This is a genomic window from Mycoplasma leonicaptivi ATCC 49890 (genome assembly GCF_000622205.1).
Classification (GTDB): Bacteria; Bacillota_I; Bacilli_A; order Mycoplasmatales; family Metamycoplasmataceae; genus Mycoplasmopsis; species Mycoplasmopsis leonicaptivi.
In genome coordinates this window covers 1-22,831 of the sequence record NZ_JHWE01000012.1, presented here as the reverse complement: position 1 = coordinate 22,831, position 22,831 = coordinate 1, and the positions used below count along the sequence as shown (strand labels likewise).

The 22,831-nt window shown below is 25.6% G+C and carries 12 protein-coding genes and 3 tRNA genes; 5 read left to right on the top strand and 10 right to left on the bottom strand.

All coding sequences use genetic code 4. The features are described 5' to 3' along the window. Positions 1-205: 205 nt before the first annotated feature. The 10 genes from BU00_RS04875 to BU00_RS0101100 form a co-directional block, all read right to left on the bottom strand. Positions 206-1,483: an HsdM family class I SAM-dependent methyltransferase gene (locus BU00_RS04875; protein WP_245579602.1), complete on the bottom strand. Its 1,278-nt coding sequence runs from the start codon at positions 1,481-1,483 to the stop codon at positions 206-208. Between the two features lie 110 nt (positions 1,484-1,593). Beyond that, on the bottom strand, positions 1,594-2,964 hold the full coding sequence (locus tag BU00_RS0101135; RefSeq protein ID WP_027121129.1) for a dihydrolipoyl dehydrogenase: 1,371 nt from the start codon (positions 2,962-2,964) through the stop codon (positions 1,594-1,596). After that, entirely contained in the window at positions 2,957-4,681 is a 1,725-nt protein-coding gene (aspS, locus tag BU00_RS0101130) for an aspartate--tRNA ligase (protein ID WP_027121128.1), read from the bottom strand. The genes BU00_RS0101135 and aspS overlap by 8 nt, the downstream gene beginning before the upstream one ends. Further along, complete coding sequence (gene hisS / locus BU00_RS0101125; protein ID WP_027121127.1) at positions 4,668-6,008, bottom strand: histidine--tRNA ligase; 1,341 nt, start codon at positions 6,006-6,008, stop codon at positions 4,668-4,670. The genes aspS and hisS overlap by 14 nt, the downstream gene beginning before the upstream one ends. Positions 6,009-6,116: 108 nt before the next feature. Continuing rightward, a tRNA-Trp gene (locus tag BU00_RS0101120) sits at positions 6,117-6,190 on the bottom strand. 52 nt (positions 6,191-6,242) lie between these two features. After that, positions 6,243-8,864: a DEAD/DEAH box helicase family protein gene (locus BU00_RS0101115; protein WP_036458798.1), complete on the bottom strand. Its 2,622-nt coding sequence runs from the start codon at positions 8,862-8,864 to the stop codon at positions 6,243-6,245. 1 nt (position 8,865) lies between these two features. Then, entirely contained in the window at positions 8,866-9,873 is a 1,008-nt protein-coding gene (locus tag BU00_RS05440) for a DNA methyltransferase (protein ID WP_084477538.1), read from the bottom strand. After that, positions 9,873-10,781 carry a site-specific DNA-methyltransferase gene (locus BU00_RS05435; protein ID WP_084477537.1) on the bottom strand — a complete coding sequence of 303 codons (909 nt, stop codon included), beginning with the start codon at positions 10,779-10,781 and terminating at the stop codon, positions 9,873-9,875. Before BU00_RS05435 ends, BU00_RS05440 begins: the two co-directional genes overlap by 1 nt. A gap of 214 nt (positions 10,782-10,995) precedes the next feature. Next, a tRNA-Arg gene (locus tag BU00_RS0101105) sits at positions 10,996-11,072 on the bottom strand. A gap of 11 nt (positions 11,073-11,083) precedes the next feature. Then, positions 11,084-11,158, bottom strand: a tRNA-Cys gene (locus BU00_RS0101100). Between the two features lie 306 nt (positions 11,159-11,464). On the opposite strand from BU00_RS0101100, the gene BU00_RS0101095 reads away from it, so the two are divergent. The 5 genes from BU00_RS0101095 to BU00_RS0101075 all read left to right on the top strand — a co-directional run bounded on the left by BU00_RS0101095 (position 11,465) and on the right by BU00_RS0101075 (position 22,790). Next, complete coding sequence (locus BU00_RS0101095; protein WP_027121125.1) at positions 11,465-13,228, top strand: hypothetical protein; 1,764 nt, start codon at positions 11,465-11,467, stop codon at positions 13,226-13,228. A 141-nt stretch (positions 13,229-13,369) separates the two neighbouring features. Then, positions 13,370-14,161 (top strand): NAD(+) synthase, encoded by a 792-nt coding sequence (nadE, locus tag BU00_RS0101090; protein WP_027121124.1) that lies wholly within the window; start codon positions 13,370-13,372, stop codon positions 14,159-14,161. 9 nt (positions 14,162-14,170) lie between these two features. Then, entirely contained in the window at positions 14,171-14,896 is a 726-nt protein-coding gene (locus BU00_RS0101085; protein ID WP_027121123.1) for a YebC/PmpR family DNA-binding transcriptional regulator, read from the top strand. Beyond that, positions 14,896-15,939, top strand: a complete 1,044-nt coding sequence (locus BU00_RS0101080) for a ZIP family metal transporter (protein ID WP_051521834.1) — start codon at positions 14,896-14,898, stop codon at positions 15,937-15,939. Before BU00_RS0101085 ends, BU00_RS0101080 begins: the two co-directional genes overlap by 1 nt. Positions 15,940-16,193: 254 nt before the next feature. Beyond that, a complete protein-coding gene (locus BU00_RS0101075; protein WP_027121121.1) occupies positions 16,194-22,790 on the top strand; it encodes a hypothetical protein in 6,597 nt (2,198 codons plus the stop codon). Positions 22,791-22,831: the final 41 nt, after the last annotated feature.

The window sequence follows — 22,831 nt, the reverse complement described above, 5'->3', positions numbered from 1 at the left end:
TTTTTTCTTTTACTTATTTTTGCGCCAGTTGGTATTAAAACTTTTTTAAATTTTTCTATCATAAAATGTCCTTTTTTTATTAGTATAAGTATTATACTAAATTATTTTAAAAAACAAAATAAAAAAATATTTTTTTTATAAATTTTTGGTAAAAAACGCACTTTTAAAAAGTAAAAGTGCGTTAGTATAATAAATTACTGAAAGTTTAAAATATAATGTATAAACCACTATAAACAGCAACACCAGCAGGACAATCTATTATTTTTAAATCGCCTTCAATTTTAAGTAAATTATTTATTGCAATTTTTGTTTTATAAGTATCTAAAATTCCCTGAGTTCTTCCAAAAGCATATCATTCATCTTTTTTTAACATTTTAATATCACGATTTAATAAAAGATCTTTGTTTTTAAGTAAGTAATTAAAAATTTCACTATCTTTTTTAATTTCATCTATGTTGATTAATATTCCATTTTCATCATAAGGATAAAATATTTTTGTATATTTTGCTCTTGAGGCTTTAATAATAGGTAATATAAAATCAGAATTGATTTTAAAATCTTGTATAAAAACTTTATCACAAAGAGTTGCTAAACCATTTTTTACTTCAACTTTATCCATTTTATTATTATTTAAAATCTCTTTTAAATTAATTAATTTACTTTTTTTATTAAAATAGAATGATTTGTTTATATAAAAATCATCAATTTTTAAAAAATCAATAAATTTTGGTTCAAAAACTTTATCATCATACTCAAAATATTTAATAAAATTTTCAGTATTATTTTTATCTAACAATGTTATTGCTGTATATGTTGTAGCATTAAATGCTTGAAAATGTTTTAAGTCTACAATTTTTTTAATAAGTTTATTTTCACAAAAATATTGTCTCATTTCTTGACTGGCTAAACTATTAAAATATGAACTTGGTGTTATATAACAAAGTTTGCCATTTGGATTTAACATATTAATACCAATTTCAAAAAATACAATATACAAATCAGACATCCCTTTTTTAGCAAATGAAAAGTTTTTAATTTTGTTATATTCTTTTTCAAAATTATGAATTCTTACATATGGCGGGTTCCCAACAACAAAATCCATTTTTTGATTAAATATTTCTACATCTAATGTATTTTTATTTAATATATTTCAATTAACATTTTCAATATTAAAATTTTTAACCAATTCATCAAGTTGTTTTATACATTTATTATATGCATTTGCATTAATTTCTATACCGTGTATATAGGTTTCAAGGTGATTTTTTAACTCTTTTTTATTATTATTGTTTATTAAAAAGATCTTTATATATCTTGAAACTATTTCAACTAAAAAAGCACCATCACCACAACTATTGTCAATTATATGTTTATTTAAAATATTATGATCATTATATTTAATAATATCAAGTATGTTATTTACAATAAAAGAAGGTGTATAAACAACACCGCTTGTTTTAACCATTTTCTTTGTTATTTGCATACATCTCCTTTTTTATATTCTATAATATTTAATTTTAAAATAAAAATATTAAATAAATTATTTGAAAATAAGTTATTTAATATTTATTGTATTTATAAAACTATTATGATTTATTTTTTAAAAATATAGTTTCTTGATAGATAATAAAGTGCTTCTGAAATTGTTGGGTGTGTATAAGTGTTTTGTTGTAAATCTGAAAAACTGATGTTAAATTTCATAGCAAGAGCAATTAAGTTTATAATAGCATTTCCTTCTTCAATAAACATAAAGCAACCAAGGATTTGATCATTGTTTGCGTCAACTATAAATTTTATAAATTTATTTTCAGGATTTAAACCATCTGCTAAATATCTTGGAAGAGCTACTGCTGGTATAGTAAAAGTTTTATATTCAATATTTTGTTGTTTAACTTGTTCTTCAGATAAACCAACACCACAAAATTCAGGATTTAAATAAACTGATCAAGGAATTAATTTTGTATTAATTTTTTGATTTTTATTTTTGTTTAAAATGTGATTTGCGCAATTATCTGCTGATTTATATGCATAAGATGTAAGCATAAATTCACCTGTTACATCACCAATTGCATAAACATTATCTAAACTTGTTTGTGAATTTTCATCAACAATTACAAAACCATTTTTATTTTCTAAATTTAATTCTTCAAATGCTTCTGTATTTGCAAAACGACCAATTGCAACCAGAATTTTATCTGCTAAAATATTGTTTTCTTGATTTGTTTGGGTATATGTAATTTGATTGTTGTTAATTTGTGTTATTTGTACATTTTCAAGAATTTTTACATTTTTAGATTCTAAGTATGCCTTAACAGATGTTTTAAGTGCTAAATCATATCTTTGCATAAATTCAGTATTACATAAAATTGATACTTCTGAACCTAATGTTGCATAAAAATAAGCAAACTCTAATGCAATAGGTCCAGAACCAATGATTGCTAATTTAGCAGGAACTTCATTTAAATAAAGCGCTTGTTCTGAGTCAATTACATATGGATTTTGAGTATCAACAAAACTTAATTTTCTATTTTGAGAACCAGTTGCAAGCACTAATTTTTGATATTCAATTACAGTTTGATTATCTAAGACTAAATAGTGATTGTTTTGGTCTTTTTTAACTTTTGCACTATTAAAGTAAATATCCACATTTGCATTTGTTAAAAGATTTTTAATATTTGTATTAAGTTTTTCTTTATTAAATTGTCTTCTGTTTTGAATGGCACTAAAATCAATATTATTAATTTGTGAATCAAAACCATATTTTTGTGTATCTTTTAAAAGGTCATAAATTTTTGCTGATTTAATTAAAGTTTTAGTTGAAATACATCCACGGTTTACACAAGTACCACCAAGGTCTTTTTTTTCAATTAAAGCAACTTTTTTACCATTAGTTGCTAAAATATTAGCAAGTGTATATCCACCAGGACCACCACCTAATATTGCTACGTCATATTTTTTATTCATCTTTTGTTACTTCCTTTACTTGAATATATAAATCATCTAATTGTTGAGTTTCAACAGATGATGGAGCATTTGTAAATAAATCTTCGCTTCTTGAATTTTTAGGAAAAGCAATTACATCACGAATTGTTTGATGATTTGTTAAAAGCATAACAATACGATCAATACCTAAACCAATACCACAGTGTGGTGGTACACCATAATCTAGTGCTTTTAAAAAGAAACCAAATTTATTTTCTTGTGCATTTTTATCTAAGTTTATTAAATTAAACATTTTTTCTTGTGTTGCTCGGTCAAAAATTCTTGCTGAACCTGAACCTAATTCAAAACCGTTTAAAACTAAATCATAACTTTTAGCTTTAACATCTGCTTTATTCATTTGATCAATTTGATCTAATGGATGATCAAATTGAGTAAAAGGATGATGTGCTGCTGCTCAAGTATTTGTTTCTTCATCGTATTCAAACATTGGGAACTTTACAACTCATTTAAAGTTTAATTGATCTTTTGCTCAATTGTACATTGAGTTTAATTCTACCCTAATTGCACCTAATGCTTGTGATGCTTTTTCGTATTTATTAGCAACTATAAAATATGAACCATTTGGATTTTGATGTAAGTTTAAAAGTTTTTGAATTTCATCGCTTGGTATTTTGTTGGCAAAATTAGTATTTATAATAGCACCATTTTCAACTGTAAAATAAAATAAAATATTTGCACCATTTTTCTTAGCAATTTCTTCTAGTACTTTGAAATCTTTTTTAGTAATAATTTCATCAATTTTTAAAAGTCTTTTAGCAGGTGCATTTTTAATGATTTCGAAGTCTGAATTATTGCAAAAATCATTTATATCAGCTATAAATTGCTCATATCTAAAATCTGGCTTATCTGAACCATATTTAGAAATACATTCGTCGTAATCAATTTTATCAAAAGGAATTTTTAAATCAATATTCATTGTCTTTTTTAAAGCATATTGAAACATTTTTTCAATAATTGCTCGAAAATCTTCAACTTCTGTAAAACTGATTTCTACATCAAGTTGTGTAAATTCTGGTTGACGATCTTTTCTTGAATCTTCATCTCTAAAACATCTAGCAAATTGAAAATAACGTTCAAAACCAGATATCATTAATAATTGTTTAAATAATTGTGGACTTTGTGGTAAGGCATAAAAGGAATTAAATTTTCTTACTGGTACTAAAAAATCACGAGCACCTTCTGGTGTTGCTTTTGATAAAATAGGAGTTTCAATTTCCATAAAATCCTTATTTTGTAAAAATTCACGCATTGCAAAAATTAACTTATTACGAAATGCAAAAGTTTTTTGCATTACCGGTCTACGTAAATCTAAAAATCTATTTTGTAGTCTTATTTCTTCTTTTACTTCAATATCATCTCTAATTTGAAATGGTAATTCATTAACTGATGTAGATAAAACTTTGTATTCTGAAACAATAACTTCAATTTCACCAGTAGCAATTGTTGGATTAACATCTTTTCTTTTTGCAACTATACCTGTTGCTTGTAAAACAGATTCTTTGTTTATATTAATGTTTTGATTAAAAACAAGTTGTGTAATGCCGCATTTATCACGTAAATCAATAAATGTTAATTCACCAAATTTTCTTTTATTAGCAACTCAACCATATAAAGTTACTTCTTTATTAACATCATCAATTCTTAATTGATTGTTATTGATTGTTTTAGTCATCTTCATATTCTCCAAACATAGATTCTGAAAACTTTTCATCAATTATTTCAGAATATTCTCTTAAAAATCTTATTAAGGTTGGTACTCCGTATTCATCACCAACAAAAGTTATTTTATCACCAGAATGTAAGTGTTTTACAACAAACATATTTTGATTAATTTTAGGATCATCAGTTATTATAAATTCAGCACATTTATTTGCTTTTTCAAAAGATTTTTTAGATTTTTCAATTGAATATTGAAAATTAACTTTTAAACCATCAAACATTATTAAGTTTTCACTTCATAAATTATGAAGTTTTACAATATTATCTTCACTTAAAGATGAAGCCATATAAATATCGTATCTTTCAAATAAATCTTCTTGAATTTCTGAAACTTCAATTAGATTATCACGGATAATACTTGCACAACGATCAACTCCAAAACCAAAACCAACACTTGATTCAGGTTCGCCACCTAATTGCTCAATTAAGTTAGAATATCTTCCACCACCAATAATAGTTGCTTGTGCATTTTTATTTTTACTTTCAACAAACTCAAATACTACTTCATCATAGTAATCTAAACCTCTAACAAGATCATCAGAAATTGTGTATTTAATATCTGAGTTATCTAAAAATGATAAAACCTTTTTAAAATATTGTCTTGATTCATCACTTAAATAATCCATAAGTTTAGGTGCATTTTTAATAAAGTCCTTTTGTGAATCAATTTTATCATCTAAAATTCTTAAAACACTTTTTGAATCTAATCTTTGTTGCGAGATTTCACTTAATTGATCTTTGTATGGTAATAAATATTCATATAACACTTTTTGGTATGTTTCACGTGATTTTTGGTCACCAATAGTGTTGATTTTAAGTTTAAAATCAACATCTAAGATATCTAAAACATCATGTGCTATTTTAATAACTTCGAAGTCTTTTAGTGGACTTTTATCTCCTACAAATTCAATCCCTGCTTGATAAAATTGTCTATATCTACCTTTTTGAGGTTGTTCGTATCTGAACATAGGTCCATAGTATGCATATTTTTTAACAGGTGTTTTGTTTCATTTGTTTTCAATATAAGCACGTACAAATGATGCAGTTCCTTCTGGTCTTAGAGCAAGTTCTCTATCACCTTTATCTAAGAATTCATACATCTCTTTTTTAACAATTTCTGAACCCTCAACACTTCTTTTAAAAAGTTCACAACTTTCAAAAATAGGTGTTTCTATAAATTTGTAATCATATTTATTAATTACATATGTAAAAGCTTTTATAATATCTTCTTTTACACGGTAATCATAAACATCGTAATCTTTTGTACCTTTAATTTTTGTAATCATTTTTACTCCTTTATTAATTTTTATAATTATACAAAATTAGATATAAAATTCATGTATTTTACAAAAATACATGAATTATTTTTATCTTTATTTTGGTGATTTTACATATGGCGGGAGTTAAAGGAATCGAACCCTTACTTGCAGTTTTGGAGACTGTAGCACTACCACTATACTAAACTCCCAGATATGTAAATTATAAACTATTTGCTATTTTTATATATTTAATTTATTGAACTAAATTTGGTTTATAAATTTTTCAACCATTTGATTAAATTCTTCAACTTTTGTTGTTGAGTTAAAAAATGGTAAACCAATAATTTTATAATTTTTAAAAAATAAATTATTAATTTTTGAGGTATTAGTAATTTGATTTAAAAATTCTTCTTTTCATTTATCTTCTTCTAATAAATGTGTTCCTTTTGGTTCAATAAATGTTTGATATGTGATATTGTCATTGTTGATTTTTTTTCTACAAAATAGTACAAAATCAGGTTCAAAACGCTCACCTGAATCAAATGAATAAATTGCTAATTCAGGAAATCTTTCGTTTCTGATTAAGTAATATTCTAAATCTTTTTCTTTTAATTTTGGTTCAATGTGTGTTTTAAAATATTTAATAAAAAGTTTTTCTTCAGAAGTACCATAGTTATCATTAAAAACATATCATTGTTCCTGATTTAAGTCAATTTGATATTCTTGATTGTGTGATTCATTTTGTGAAGCACCCTTACCACCATTGCTGTCAACTTTTTCTAGATAAACTGTTTTATCTTTAATCACATTTTTAAGTGGTTTTGCTTCAAAGGTTTTAGAACCTTTGTATTCTGGTTTGATTAATGATATTTTTGTAGATATTTCACTTAAAACTTTTTTGAGAGCTCTAAAAATTTCTCTTCCACTTAAATGATCATCAAGATATGAAATTTCAATTTGAATATTACCTAAAAAATCATCGCTTGTAAAAAACTCTTGTTTTGATTTTATTGTAGGATATTTTGCTTTTAAAAAATCAAATCTAAATTCATTAAAATATTCTGCTGCACCTAATAGAATATTTAAATTAATATCTTTAAATTTAAGTGTTGTGATATTCATTTTTTGTTTAGCGACAGTATCGTTATTATTTGATTCATTAAATAAATTTAAAACATTACCTTTACCAGTATATGATTTGTAATAATAGGTATTATTTCTTAATGAAGAATCAACACTTTTTACTTCATTTCTGCTTTTTATCTCTTTTTTGTTTGAAAATATTCAAGCATTATTAAAAAATTCTGTTTCTTTAAATTCTTGTTTTAGTTTATATGTAATTTCAATTGGATCTGGTGATTGTAATCCAGTTTCAATTAAAGCCTGTCTTAGTTCAAAAATATATTTTGAATCGTTTTTACTGTGAAAAAACATTGTTTCTAAAATTCTTTTGTCATTTGTTAAATCGTTATCATATTTACGTACAAATTTTAATTCTTCATCTTCATCTACAAATGGACAATACCTTGCGCCTCTTCCGATTAATTGCGCTTCTTTTATTGTGTATGTACCAACTTTACCTGGTTTTCCTGAACCTTGTCTAGTATCATATAAACGAACAATATCAAATAAGTTTAATACATCTCAACCTTCATTTAACATATCAACAGCAAATATTAACCGAATTGGATTATCAATATCTTCAAGTGAATTAACTAATAATTGATTAGTTTTATTGTTATCTTCTGAACCATTCATAATAATAGATGTTTCTTTGGTAAATGAATTTTGAATCGAATTGAGTAACAACTCTAATGAATTATCTTTTTCTTTAAAATATTCTAATGCTTTACTTAAAATAGGAATTTCACTATGAATTAATGAAGATAAATTTTGAGTTGTTATTTCTTTTATTTTCTTAAAAAATTCTTCATAAAAAGATCTTGATTCAGCAATTTTTTGTGATTTTAACATCAAAACAGGTTTGATATTTAACTTTAAATCTGCGAATAAAAATTTTCTGTATTCACTTAGTACAAGTGCAATTAAAGTTCTAGTTCACAAATCAGTATCAGTTGCTAAATTTTGAAAATCTTTGGTATAACCACTTTGTCTAAATGATACTAATGGATAATTAAAAATAATTTTATCTTTATATTTATTTAAAACGTTAGTATCTTTTAAATCACAAGTTGCTGTGAATTCCAGCATCACATTATCTTTGTTTTTATAAAAAGCATTCATTACAGAATATTCCCAACTATTTTTTTCTTCTTGTTCATCTTTGGTAGGTTTTTTCGTTAATGAATTGATGTGATGACTTTCATCTGAAATAAAAACAACTTTAGTGTTTTCAAAATCTTCATAAGTAATAGCATTTTCTTTTGAAAAGAACAAATCAAGATGTAATTTTTGTGTTGTTGTAAAAACTATTTCAATATCATCGTTTAATACACTATTATTAAAATTATCAACTTTTTTAATTTTGATTTTATTACCTTGATATTCAATATCATTATCAAATAAATATTTATTTGATAAATTATTGATAAAGTTATCAATTGTTTTTTCTAAAACATTTGTTTGGTTTACAAAGAATAAGAATTTTCTGTATCCTTTTGTATATAAGTACAAAATTAAACCGGCCATAATAACAGTTTTTCCAGAACCTGTTGCCATATGAAACAAATTATGAATTTGTTTATTTTTGTGTAAATTATCATTTTCAAAATATGATACAAAACTTTTATATGCATCAATTTGATAAGGTCTTAGTTTTATCTTTTTTGATAATCCACTTTTAATTATTAAAGGTAATTCAGATGTCACACCAGCTTCGTTTAATATTTGTATTTTTTCATATAAAAATTGTTTATTTTCCATATTATGTTTCCTTATAAAATGATTTACTAAACTTCTTATCTGCTTCATTTATATTAAATGAAACATCATCTATGTCAGAATAATTTACATATAATTTATTTTTATCTATTAATTTTATAAGCGCTTGTTTTTTATCTTTTAATGATAATGTTTCAAATTCTTTGTCAACATCTTGCAATTCTTGTGTTGTTAAGAATGGAACAATTCTGTTGTCAGAATAAATTAGGTTTTTAATGATTGAAATGTTTTCTTCACTTGCTTCTTGGATTTGATTAATTAAAGAATTTGCGTTTTCAAGTAGTTCACAGTATACAAATGAACCACCCCCACTTCAATTAACTGATTTAGAAATACCACCTTGTTCACTGTCAATAACTTTTTTTAGACGCTCAACTGTTATATCATTAATATAATCCATTTGTTCGATTCCGATGTATCTACGATTCATTTTATGAGCTACTGCTGCAGTTGTACCAGAACCAAGGAAGAAGTCAAGGATTAGGTCGCTTTCATCTGTAGAAATTTCAATTAATTTACATATTAACAATTCAGGTTTAGGGTAAGCAAATAATGAATTATCTAAGTCTTTTTTTCCTTCGGAGTTTAAAAAATCATTTTGCATAAAATATACTTTTGAAAAACTAATATCATTTCCTGGTTCTTTATCAACAATTTCATATTTATTTTTTGATAATATTTTAATTTCAAAATTTTTATAGTTTTTTACATAAATATTGTTTTTATTATTTACATATAAATAATTATTCTTTATCAAAAAATCAATTCTATCTTTTGAATAAATTCAATATTTTCCATTTTCAGGTTTTCAACTTTGTCCAGCAAAATTAAATTCATATGTATAACTTTCGTTTCCTGATTGACCCTTGCTGATTAATGGATGTTTTGCAGTGAAAAACCCCCTTTCGTCTTGTAATTTGTAATCATCTCATTCTTTATTAAATATAACTTTTTTAATATTAAGTTTGTCTTCTTTGTTTTTAGCATACATTAAAATGAAATCAACATCTGCCTTAACACTATTTTTATTTTTTGAAACAGAAGAACCAAATCTCCCCCCCCTTTATTTGTTAATCTTGGAAAGGTTGCAACAAAATTCCCTCTTCCAAAAACATCATCCATTAATACCTTTAAATATGCTTGTTCATTATCATCGCATTGTACAAAAATAACACCATCTTCACTTAACAATCTTCTTGCTAACTCAAGTCTATTTTTCATAAATACAAGTCATGTAGAATGATTAAATGAATCATTGTAATTAAAACTATCATTTCCTGTATTATATGGTGGATCAATGTAAATACATTTTACTTTACCTTCGTATCTTTTTAAAAGAGAAGCAAGAGCAATTAAATTATTTCCCTTAATAATTAAATTATCTTTTTCATCAAATGTTATGTTTTCTTGAACTCCATCTTTTGTATATCTTTTTGCATTACTCAAAACCTTAGGTGCTAACATTTGATTAATTTCATCAGATGCTATTATTTCATTGTAAAATATTTCATTTCTTTTTTGATCATCTTTACTTTGCCCACCTTCTAAAACACAATCTTTATAAGGAAAATCTAAAACAACATCGTTTGTTTTAGATATAAATTCACCATTATGTGTTAAACCAATTTTGTTTGTATATCTTGTATAAGAATCAGGTAAAAATTCTTTTGAATTGATAAATCAAGCAAATTTTTGTTTATCAAATACTAATGTTGCATTAATATCTGTAAAAAACTTTTCTTTAATATCTTTATTAGAAATTAATAAAGATATTAAATCCTTATCCATAGTCATAACATCACTATAAATTTTTGCTTTTAAGAGTTTATTGTCTTCTGATAAGTATTTTGGATTAGACATTAAAACATCTTTTGTTATTTCAAAAATATTTTTCTTCATATTGCTCCTTGTTATGTATTTTACTTCTATAAAATTAATAAAATTTAGGTGTTTTATATATTAATAAAAACATTTATAAAAATTATAAAATATTTACAAAAATAGTAAAAAATTAACAAAAAATAGTTATGTTTTTAGAAAATATTTTAAAAATAAAATAAAAAGTTAGATAACATTTGTTATCTAACTTACTATTTTGTAACTTATTGTTATATGGCGCGCCCGGCAGGAGTCGAACCCGCAACCTTTAGGGCCGTAACCTAACACTCTGTCCAATTGAGCTACGGGCGCAAAAAATAAAATGGAGGCACCAACGGGACTCGAACCCGCACATCAAGGTTTTGCAGACCCATGCCTTGCCATTTGGCTATAGTGCCTATATATAATGCTTGTATATTATAATATATTTTTTAATTATGATAAAAAAATATTTTTATCAAATATCAAAATATATTATTTTCACAATTCATAATGTGAAAATATATACATATTGCATATGAAAATATTTTTATATCACAAAAAGTCTCTATTTTATTCTGCTATATATTTAAACACTGATTATTTAATAGACATTTTATAATGTTATTTCATTTTATAATTCCATAAATATTTTTAATATTAAAAAATATTAGTTTTAAAGAGTAAAATTAAATCATAAAAATATTTATTAAAAAGGATATATTATGAAACTTAAAAAATTAAAATGAACCCTTCTTTTAGGTTCAGTGCCATTAGTATTTGTAGCAAGTAATTGTGCTAAGCAAGAAAATCCTGGTACAAAACAAGATACAACAAAAACAGATACAAAAGAAAGTGGTTCACAAACACAAACTGGAAAACAAGGTATAGTTGATAATACACCAAAAACTAGTGATTCACAAGTGGAAGGTAAAAACAACAACACTAACACTACAACACCTGAAAAACCAGAGGAAAAACAACCAAGTGAAAAACCAAGTGATAACGCTGGTTCACAGACAAAACCAAGCGAAACACATACTTTATCACAAGAACAAATTCAATTAATAAACAAAATGAAAGATCAACCTTTACAAAAAGTTGAAAATGTATCTGATAATGCTATTTATAATAAAATTAAAGAAAAATATGTTAAAGATACAAAAACTATAAGAGGTCTACAATTATACTCGCCTTCAAGCGGTAAATTCTTTGGTATTGCTGGTGGTGGAGAAGATGTTGATAATAAATTATTTACAGCAAAAGATGAAGCATTCTATCCATTATTTTTAGAACCTAAACCACAAAGAGTAAATGAAGTAAATAAAAGATTTGTTTCATCTACTTGAGAAGAAGAAGCAAAAACTTTAACATTTAAATACAAAATAAAAGATGATTCTGATGATGTAATATATGAACAAAAATTTGTTTTAAACATTACTGAAGAACCTAAAAAAGTTACTCCAAAAGAAACTAATACTGATTCTGCTTCAAACCCTGGAACAGATGCTGGTGAAAACACTGAAACACCACAAGGTGATACACCTAAAAACCAACCAGAACCAAATGTAGAGATTTCAGATGAAGAATTAAAAACATCACCATTAAAATTTAAAGATGGTGTTACAAAAGTTGCTGTATTAGATAAAATTAAAAAAAGTAAAAAGAAATTTTCAGGAATTCAAAAATACAAAGGTGGTAAAAATGGGTCATTTTTTGGAATTGCATCTGGTGGAAATAAAATAGATAATCAACTTTTTGAATTAAAAAAACCTGAATGAAGTGATAGTGTTTTATCAACTACAAAAGGTAAAAAAGATAATAATAAATTCTCTGAATCAACTTGAGACGAAACAACAAAAACTTTAACATTTAAATATAAATTAAAAGATGATGAAAAAGAGTATTCACAAGTTATTAAATTAGGTGATGATTCAGATGTTAATGGTCAACCAGATACAAATACTGATGTTGCTGATACAAATACAGATACAACAAATAGCAGTAGTGCAAATACAGATGGAAATTCAGATAGTACAACAGATATGTCTTCAACTGATTCTTCTAATACATCAAAACCTTCAACTAATGCAGATACTTCTTCTGAAACCCCAACACCAACTCCAGGTCATACTTCAAATAATCAAGGTGGGACAAATTCAGGATCAAGTATGACTGATACAAGTTCTACAACTGGTGATAATAATGCAGATAACCCTTCAATGTCTTCAGATCAAGGTAGCGCATCTGATTCAAGTGTAAATTCTGGTACAACTGGTAATAATGCAGGTTCAACTACTCCAACAAGCACAGATGCAAAACCAGTAAATTCTCAATCAACAGAACCAGGAACTTCAGGAAGCAATCCATCACAAGCAACTTCAACAACAGATTCTGGATCAAATAGTAATGCAAGTACAACCGGAAGTTCAACTACAACAACTACAACTTCAACAGATAATCAAGGAAGCGGTTCAACAAGTTCATAATTTTGACTAATATTAATCATAAAAAGATACAGTAAAATTTCACTGTATCTTTTGTTTTTCTAACAACTATATTATTAAACAGTAATATATAAAATTTTAAAAAAACTTTTTATATAGTAAAATATTGAAGTAAGGTTAAATATGAGTAAAATTAGTATTTTTAATAAAAAAGAAGTTAAATATGACGAAGAAATAGCTAAAAAATATATCAAAAAAGTTCAGAATTTTTTAAAAACATATTTAAAAAAATCAAATAAAAAAGGTTTTATTGTAGGAATTAGTGGTGGTATTGATTCAGCCCTTGTATATGCAATAGCTAAATCTGTTGCACCAAAAGACACTTATGGTGTTGTAATGCCTATTATTGAAATGACAGATAATGATTTATCAGATATCAAAAGTCTTGAAGATAAATTTAATGATAAATTTATCTTAAAGGATCTGACAAAAGTTTTTGATACATTTGTTTCTGATCTTGATGTTAAAGATAAATTAGCAGTAGCTAACATTAAACCAAGATTACGTATGACAACATTATATGCCTTAGCACAAGAAAAATATTTACTTGTTTTAGGTACAGATAATGCTGATGAAGTATTTATTGGATACTTTACAAAATTTGGTGATGGTGGTGCTGATTTGCTACCAATTGCAAATTTTACAAAAGGTGAAGTAAGATTTTTAGCACAACTGATGCAAGTTCCTGATTCAATTATTAATAAAAAACCATCTGCTGGTCTATGAGAAGGTCAAACAGATGAACAAGAATTAGGATTTACATATCAAGATTTAGATTTTTATATTTCACATCTAGATAATAAAGATTTAATTCATAAAGAATTAAATCTAGATGTAGTTCAAAAAATAGAATATAAACACAAAATATCTCAACATAAAAGAGATAAAATATATAAACCAAAAAATATTATTTAAGGAGAAAATATGGCAGGACATTCACACGCGGCCAATATAGCACATAGAAAAGGTGCACAAGATGCAGCCAGAGGAAAAATATTTCAAAAATTATCAAAAGAAATTTATGTAGCAGCTTCACAAGGGCCAGATCCTGATATGAATCCAGCACTTAAACTTGCTATTTCAAAGGCAAAAGCTAAAAATATGCCAAAGGATAACATTGAAAGAGCAATTGCAAAAGCAAAAGGTGCAAAAGCATCAGAATCATATACAGAATTAGTTTTTAACGCTACTGTGAGTGGTGGAGCGACTTTTATTGTTGTTACATTAAGTGATAATGTAAATAGAGTTAAATCTAATATTCAAGCTTATTTTAATAAACAAAATGCAACATTAGGAAAAACTGGACAAATACCATTTGCTTTTGATAAACTTGGTATTATTGAAATTTCAAAAGAATTTGTCTCAGAAGAAGAATTAATGCTTGTAGCACTTGAAAACGGTGTTGAAAATATTGAAAATGAAGCAGAAAGTTTTGTGCTTTTATGTACACCAGATAATTTTAGTAATTTAAAAACTTCACTTGAAACACAATTAAACATTGAAAACTTTATTCAATGTGAAGTAACTTACATACCTAATATGTACGTAAGTTACGATGAAGAAAAAAGAACTAAATTATTAGAATTTGCTGAAAAACTAAAAGAAGATGATGATGTGCAAGATGTATATCACAATATAGAAATCGAATAATGCAAGATTTACATCCGATCACAAAATTTTATTTTTTACTAGTTGATGGTTTACAATATGATTGATTAGCAAAAATTACAATTATTTTTATTGTACTTTTTGCAATGTTACTTGTTCCAAGTGTTATTTCTTTAACTTTTCCATATTTAGGTAATAAGTTTAAAAAATCATTCCATGTTTATGTTTATTCATTTACAACTGGTTTTTTTATCATTTTAGCTACTTTTGGTTTTTTACGTGAAGCACTTGAAAACTCAACACTTTACAGTGCTTATACCCTAAAAGCAACATCTAAACAGGTTATTTATGGCTGAAACATTTTGCTTGTTGGATTTGGTATTATTACCGGTATTAGTTTTTCACTAATTGTTAAGTTTGTGATTTCTTATAAACTTAATAAAAAATTATTAAAATCCAAAAAACTCAGTGTTTTTGTTCATGATCATTCACATGATTCACATCAATCACATTCACATCATGATTTTATTTTCAACAAAGAAGATCAAATTGAATTAGCCGAAAAAACTTTATTAAAAAAAGCTGAATCTAAGTTAAAAGTCATAGCGTTATTGCTCTTGCTTACTCATAGAATCCCTGAAGGATTGTTATTGGGTTATAATTTAAATTTATTTATACCAAATCAAAATAATGAAGTTTTAGCAAATTCTGATTCACTAAGTCTTGCTTATTTTATTTCCTTAGTTTTACACTTAATTCCAGAAGAAGTTGTTTTTTATATCAGACTTAAAGAAGCAGGATATTCTTCACCAAAAGCGCTTTTAATTTCATTTATAGGACTATTTTTATTCTTACCATTTATGTTAATTGGTATGTTTGTTGGTCAATATATTAATAATGCTGCAAAAGCATATATTTATGCATCTGTTGGTGGGATATTCTTATTTACTTCCCTTGTTGAATTTTTTCCTGAGTTTTATCATGAAAGTTTTAATAAGAAAAAATGAATCTGAACAATTGTATCATTATTTATTGGTGTAATTTTTGCAACAATTATCCTTTCATTCCATTCTCATTCTCATTAATTTTTAAAAACAAAATTTGAAAACAAAATTTTGTTTTTATTTTATTTTTTTAAAAATTTTTTAGTATTTTAGTCAAAAAATACAAAAAAATCAAATATTTAGCGCCTTTTTAATATTTTTATGTGGTTATAATTTCTTTTGCAAAACAAAAACTTTTTAAGAATTATGTATAATATAAAAATCAGTTAATTAAATTAACTGATAAATAAACTATTTTTAAAATGGTTTATTTTTTAACATATAAAGGAATAAATATGGCAAATGAAAAGAAGACTGTTTCCATAATTTTAGGAGCAGGTGCGGCACTAACTTCTGTTGGTAGTGCGACTGCTATACTATGAATATGAGATAATAAATTAAGCGATTATTCAAATCGTTATAATTACATTAAAAATGTAGTTGAAAATATAAAAGTAAATAAAGATGTATACAAGAAAATATTTCATCAAATTGATCCAGTTTTTAAAAGAAAAGAACAATTTAAACAATTAGATCAACTTGTTGATAAAATGATCCAAGGATTAAGAATTTCAATCCAAACAAAAGAAGCAAATTTAAAAAATACCAGAGTCAATACTGGTGTATTTTCTACTCTTGATGATTTATTAGATATTAATGATAGTTTAGATAATGTGATTGAATTTGATAGTTTAATTAATCAATTACAAGATAAATCACAAGCACAAGGTTTAAAAGATTCAATTTATGATGATTTAAAATTTAGCAACACAAGTAATGTTTTAAACAAACTTAAAGAGTTGTTAAAACAACAACAAAAAGACATTGAAGATATCACAAAAGAAAACGCAGTTATTATTGCTAAGCTACCTGATGCACTTAAAAATAAACTTAAAAAAGATGCTAATTTAGCAAAAAATAATCTTGAAAAATTAAAAGACTTAAGTGATAAACTTAAAGAGTATGAAAGATTAGTGGATAAAGCTAAAAATATTAATAATATTTATGATAGAAATGATGTTTATGCTGATTTAAGTACAACTGATTTTGATGATTTAAAAAAAGTTGAAGACAAAATTGACGCTTTACTTGCACAACAAAATAAAACAACATTAGATAAAATCAAGGATGAACTTAAAAAACTTAATGATTTTGTTAAAGATGATGCTAAAAAACAAGAATTTGATAACCAAATTAATGATTCACAAACTCTTGGTGAACTTAATACAATCAGAAAAGATATTGAAGACTTTTTAAAACAAAATTCTGGTGAAGATGGTTTAATTAATACTAAAAAATTAGTTTTAAAAAATTTAGTTAAAGACTCTGATTTAAGTGCAGACTTAAAAGAACAATATCTTAATGATATTGATGCTGCTGATTCTTTAAGCGAACTAGATGATATTGAAACTGAATTAGATTCAATTTTTGAACTATTAAATGCTAAAAAAGATGCTAAGAAAATTGTTTCGTTATTAAACAATCCAAAAAGAGATGAATTAATTGCTAAAATTAATGCTTCAAACAGTTTATCTGAAATTAACAAAATTGCATCAGACACTAGTGCTATTTTATCTGATGAAAAAAGAAAAACACTTGATGCAATAGCAAAACTTAAAGGTGATCCAAAAACTAAAAATGATTTTGAAACAGAATTACTTGATGCTAAAAAACAACAAGAATTTATTGATATCAAAAACAGAGTTTTAGATTATCTTAAAAATTTAAAAGATTTAACCAAACAAGAAATAGATAAAATTGATACTGCTGAAAAACAAGCAGATAAACAAAAACTAAATGACTTATTATCAAAACTTGGTAATGATGCAACAGCTGGTGAAATTTTAGATATTTTAGATAAAGCAAAAGCAATTGAAAACTTTGAAGAAGCTAAAAAACAAGCAATTGAAACTCTTAAAAAAGTTGAAAATAAAAACAATTTACCAGATGAAACAAAATTAAATGATGCAAGTGATTTAGATGAATTACTTAAATTAAAATCACAAATTGATAAGCAATACAACTTTGAACAAGATAAAAAAGCAGCAAAAGCAGCAGTTGAAAAAATTAAACACGCAGAAAAGAAAAAAGAATTAAATGATTTAATTGATGCTGCAACAACTTCAACTGAATTAATTAATGTTACTAACCAAGCAAATTCATATGCAAAAATAGAAGATGCAAACGATTTAACTGCAGCAGAATTAACTAAGTTTACAAATGATTATGTTGAAAATAATGATGATAAAACTCGTCTTTTAGGCTTAATTGAAGCAGCTAAAAAAGATGCACAAGGTCAACCAAATATAAATCAAAATGAAATTGAAGAAAAGTTAATTAATGTAAGAAATGAAATTAATAAGGTTTTAAATAAAGAAAAAGAAGATAGACAAGCACTTAAATTACAAAAAGAACAATTACGTGCTAACATCAACAAAATACAAGATCTTGACAAAGCAAACGAATTTAGAGACCAACTTGATACTGTAACAAATAAACAACAAGCAGATGCTTTAAGTACAAAAATTGATGAATTATTAACTTTTGAAAGATATAAAGACAAACTTATTGATAAAATCAATAAGTTAAATGATCAAAAAGACTATTTTGAAGATGTTAATACATCAGAAAATATTAATGAATTAAAAGAACTTGAAAAAGTTATTGATGCAGATTTAGCAAAAGAGGCTAAAGAATTAGCACAAGCACAAAGTGAAGCTAAAAAAGTTATTACTAAATTATCAAATAGTAACCCATTAAAAGTTGAGTTATTTGAAAAAGTTGATAAAGCTAAAAGTCCACAAAAAGTTGATGAAATAAAAAATCAAGCACAAGAATTTTTAGATAACTTAAAACAAAAAGCACAAGAATCAATTGCAAAAACCATTGGTGATGATAACCTTAATAACAACTTAAAACTTGATTTTGGTGGTGCTGATTCTGAAGTTGCATTTAATGATATTATTAAAGCAGCAGAAAACGCTTTTGGTGACAAGAAAACAGAAGTAATTAATGTTTTAGATAATTTATCAGATGATAATCAGCAAAAACAAGGATTTAAAGACAGACTCATTGCAGCAAGCAATATTGCAGAATTAAACAAATTAAAACAAGATATTATTGCTGAAACAGACTTAGATAATGCTAAAAATTCAGCAAAAGAATTAAATGCAAAAGTTCAAGAAACAGCTAAACACGATGAATTTGAAACAAGAATTAATGGCGCAACATCTATTGCAGAAATTGATGCAATAAAACAAGAAATCCAAGCACAAATTGATAAAGAAAGTGCAGAAATTCAAGCAAACAAAGATACTGTAAGAGATTTAATACCTGATTTATATAAAGAAAACAATATTACAATCTTTACTAATCAAATTAACGATCCAAAACTTGGCTTACAAGCTTCAAGAGATTTAATTGATAATATTAAAACAACAATAGCACTTGAGCAAAGTGAATTAGATACAATTAAACAAGAAGCAGAACAACAAATTCGTAACAGACTAAAAGATGGTGAAACAAGACAAAGACTTGAATATGATTTAAGACCAACAACAAAACCATCACAAGTACAAGAAATTTTAAACAGACTTGATGCAGAAGTTGAAAAATTAAGAGAAGCAGCAAGAACTGAAGCAAAAAAATTAATTAATTCTTCTGATTTAATTACAAATATTAATCAAGCAAATACACAAGAAACAATTGATGGTTTAAAAGAACAAGCAATTACTTATTTAAATCTTGAAAAAGATAAAGTAAAACGTAAACTTGATGAAGTTGTTAATGTTTCAACTGATGTTCATTCAAGATTAGATTCAAACTTAACCAATGCAATTACTGAAAATGATATTGTTGCTGTTTCACAAGCAATTGATACACAATTAATTACTTACAACAATGAAACAAAAAGACAAGTAAATCGTTTAAATGATCAAGCAGCAATTATTTCACAAAGCAATTGAACTTCTGAAGGTGTTTCAAAACAACAAAGAGATGAAGTAGCAAGACAAATTAATGCTAAATTAGATACTTACAAAGAAAAATTAACTAAACTACAAGGTGATGAGCAAAATCACTCTAAATACGCTAACATTTTAGTTTTAATGGATAAAAATTCTGTTCCAGAAGCAGAAATAGATCAATATATTGCTGAAATGAGTGCAATTTATAAAGCACAAGAAGATAAAAGTAAAAATGATTTAGATTTAGTAACTAATCAAACAGTAAAAGCAACCTTACAAAGTCAATTTGATACTTCAAATACAATAGCAGATCATAAATTACTTCAAGATGAAATTGCATTACAACTTAAAAAAGAAGCAGAAATTGCTAAATTACCTAACAAAATCGTTTTTGCAGATCAAAGACAAGATTTTGAAAACAGACTTAATCAAGCAAATACAACTGAAGCAGTTGATGAGATTGTTGCAGAAATTGATCAAAAGAAAACTTATAACGATGCTTTAGTACCTGAAATAAATGCATCCAAAAATGAAAATAATAAAATTGATGTTAATAATGATAAACATCAAGATTTTGCAAATCAATTAGATTTAGCAAGAACAAATGAAGAAGTTGCACGTATCAAACAAGAAATTCAAAATTATTTACAAGCACAAAAAGACCTAGCAAACGCTTCTATTGCAAAACTTGAAGGACGTGAAGGTGAAAAAACACTTCAAACTAATAATTTAAGTAGTGCAATAACTGAATCGCAAATAAATTCTGTTACAGATTCTGCAAATCAATTCTTTGCAACTGAGCAAGATAAAGTAAGACAAAAAATTGCTGAAATTAAAGATGGTAATGTTGCTGATACTTTAACACAAGAAGTAAATAATGCACCTAATATTAGTGAACTTGATAAAATCTTAGATAAAGCAAAAAATCAAGTTTTACGTGAATTTACTCAATCTGTAATTGATAAAATTCAAGATTCTGATAGAAAACAAGAATTACAAATTGCATTAAATCAAGCACAAACAACAGAACAACTTAATAAAGTTAAATCAGATGCAGAAGCACAAAGAATTTCTGAAGGACAAGAATTACAAACTCTTAAAGATCAAGCAAGAGAAGAAATTAAAAAACTTGCAGATACAAATGCCCAAAAACCAACAATTTTAAATACTGTTAATACAACAAGTGAAATTGCAAAAGTTAAAAAAGCTTTAGAAGATATTAAAGTAGAAATAGCAAAACTTAAAACACAAGCAAAAAGTTATGTTGAAAAAGTTAAACCAAGTGATAATCGTGAAAATGAAGTTCCACAACATAAATCAAAATATGATGAGTTAATTAAAGCTATTGAAGCAGCTGAATCTGAAAATGAAATCGAAAATATTAAAAAACAAGCAGATAATTATTTAAAAGATTTACAAACATCATATGTAAACAAAGAAAAATTAATCCCTGCTTCTGATAGTGAACATCAATCAAGACAAGATGCAATTAATGCAACTCAAAATGTTAATGATGCAGATCAAAAATTAAAAGATGCAAATGATGTTTTCAAAAACCTTATTTCAAATGCTATTGATGCATTAGAAACAGAAGAAAAGAAAAATCAATTTAAAGAAGAATTAAAACAAATCACCGATGCACTTACAACAACAACATCAAAATTTGTTTCTTTAATAGAAGATTTACAACCACTTTATACAAAAGTTGAATCACAAAAACAAACTGAGCAAAACAATTTAGCACAACTTAAAAACGAAATTCAAGCCGAACTTACAAAATTAAATGATTCTACTGCATTACAATCAGAATTAAACGCTGCTGATACTTCTGCAAAAGCACAAGCAGTAAGAGGTAAAATTAATCAAAAAATTGCACAACTCAAAACTACTGCACAAGCCATTGTTGAAAAAACCAAAGGTGATAATTTATACAATACTCTAAAACAACAATTAAATGATGCACAAAGTGAAGCAGAAATTTTAAGAATCCAAAATCAAGCACAAAATATTTTTGACACACGTAAAAATGAAGTACAAGCAGAAATTAACACTGTAAGAACAGAAAATAAAAAACAAAATTTAAATACTGAATTAGGTTCTGCAGATAATGTTGAAAAACTTAATGCTTTATCTATAAAAACTGATTTAAACAAAAAACAAGAAGATCTTTTAGATAAAGTTAATACATTACGTGATAAGAAAAATTATGTAAACGATGTTAACTCTGCAACAACAGCAGTACGTGTTGCTGAAATTGAAAGACTTGTTGATGCTGATATTGCCAAAGAAGCACAAGATTTAGCACAAGCAAAACAACAAGCACAACAAGTTGCAAACTTAATTAAAGATAAAACTCAAAGAGATGGTTTCTTAGCAAGAATTGATGCAGCAAATGATCCTGCAAGTGCAACTACCGTTAAAAATGAAGCGCAAGCAATTCTTGATAACAAAAAACAACAAGCACAAGAAGCACTTAAAAAACTTGTTGGACACACAAGACACCAAGAATTTAGTGATAGACTTACAAATAACACAAGATCAGAAGATGATTATGATAGATTTATTACAGAAGTTAATAATTTATATGATTCAGAAAAAGCAAATGCTCAAAATACAATCAATAATACAAACTCACCTGAAAAACAAACAGTATTAAATGAATTTAATACTTCAACAAATTATCAAGAATTAGAAAAAGCAAAAAATGCAGCGCTTGTTTATCATAAAGCTGCTGAAGTTAAAGCAAAACTTGATCAATTAAGAGATAAAACAAGATTTGAAACAAGATACAATAATATTCACAATTCAAGACCTCAAAATAATAATGAAAAAGACGTTATTTTAAAAGTCACGATGCAAGTTACCATCAAAAAAATAGTAATATATAAATTTTATACAAAAAATAAATTTTCTTTATTTTTTGTATAAAAAAAGCAATAGAAAAGATGTTATTTGCGTTAGCAAATAAC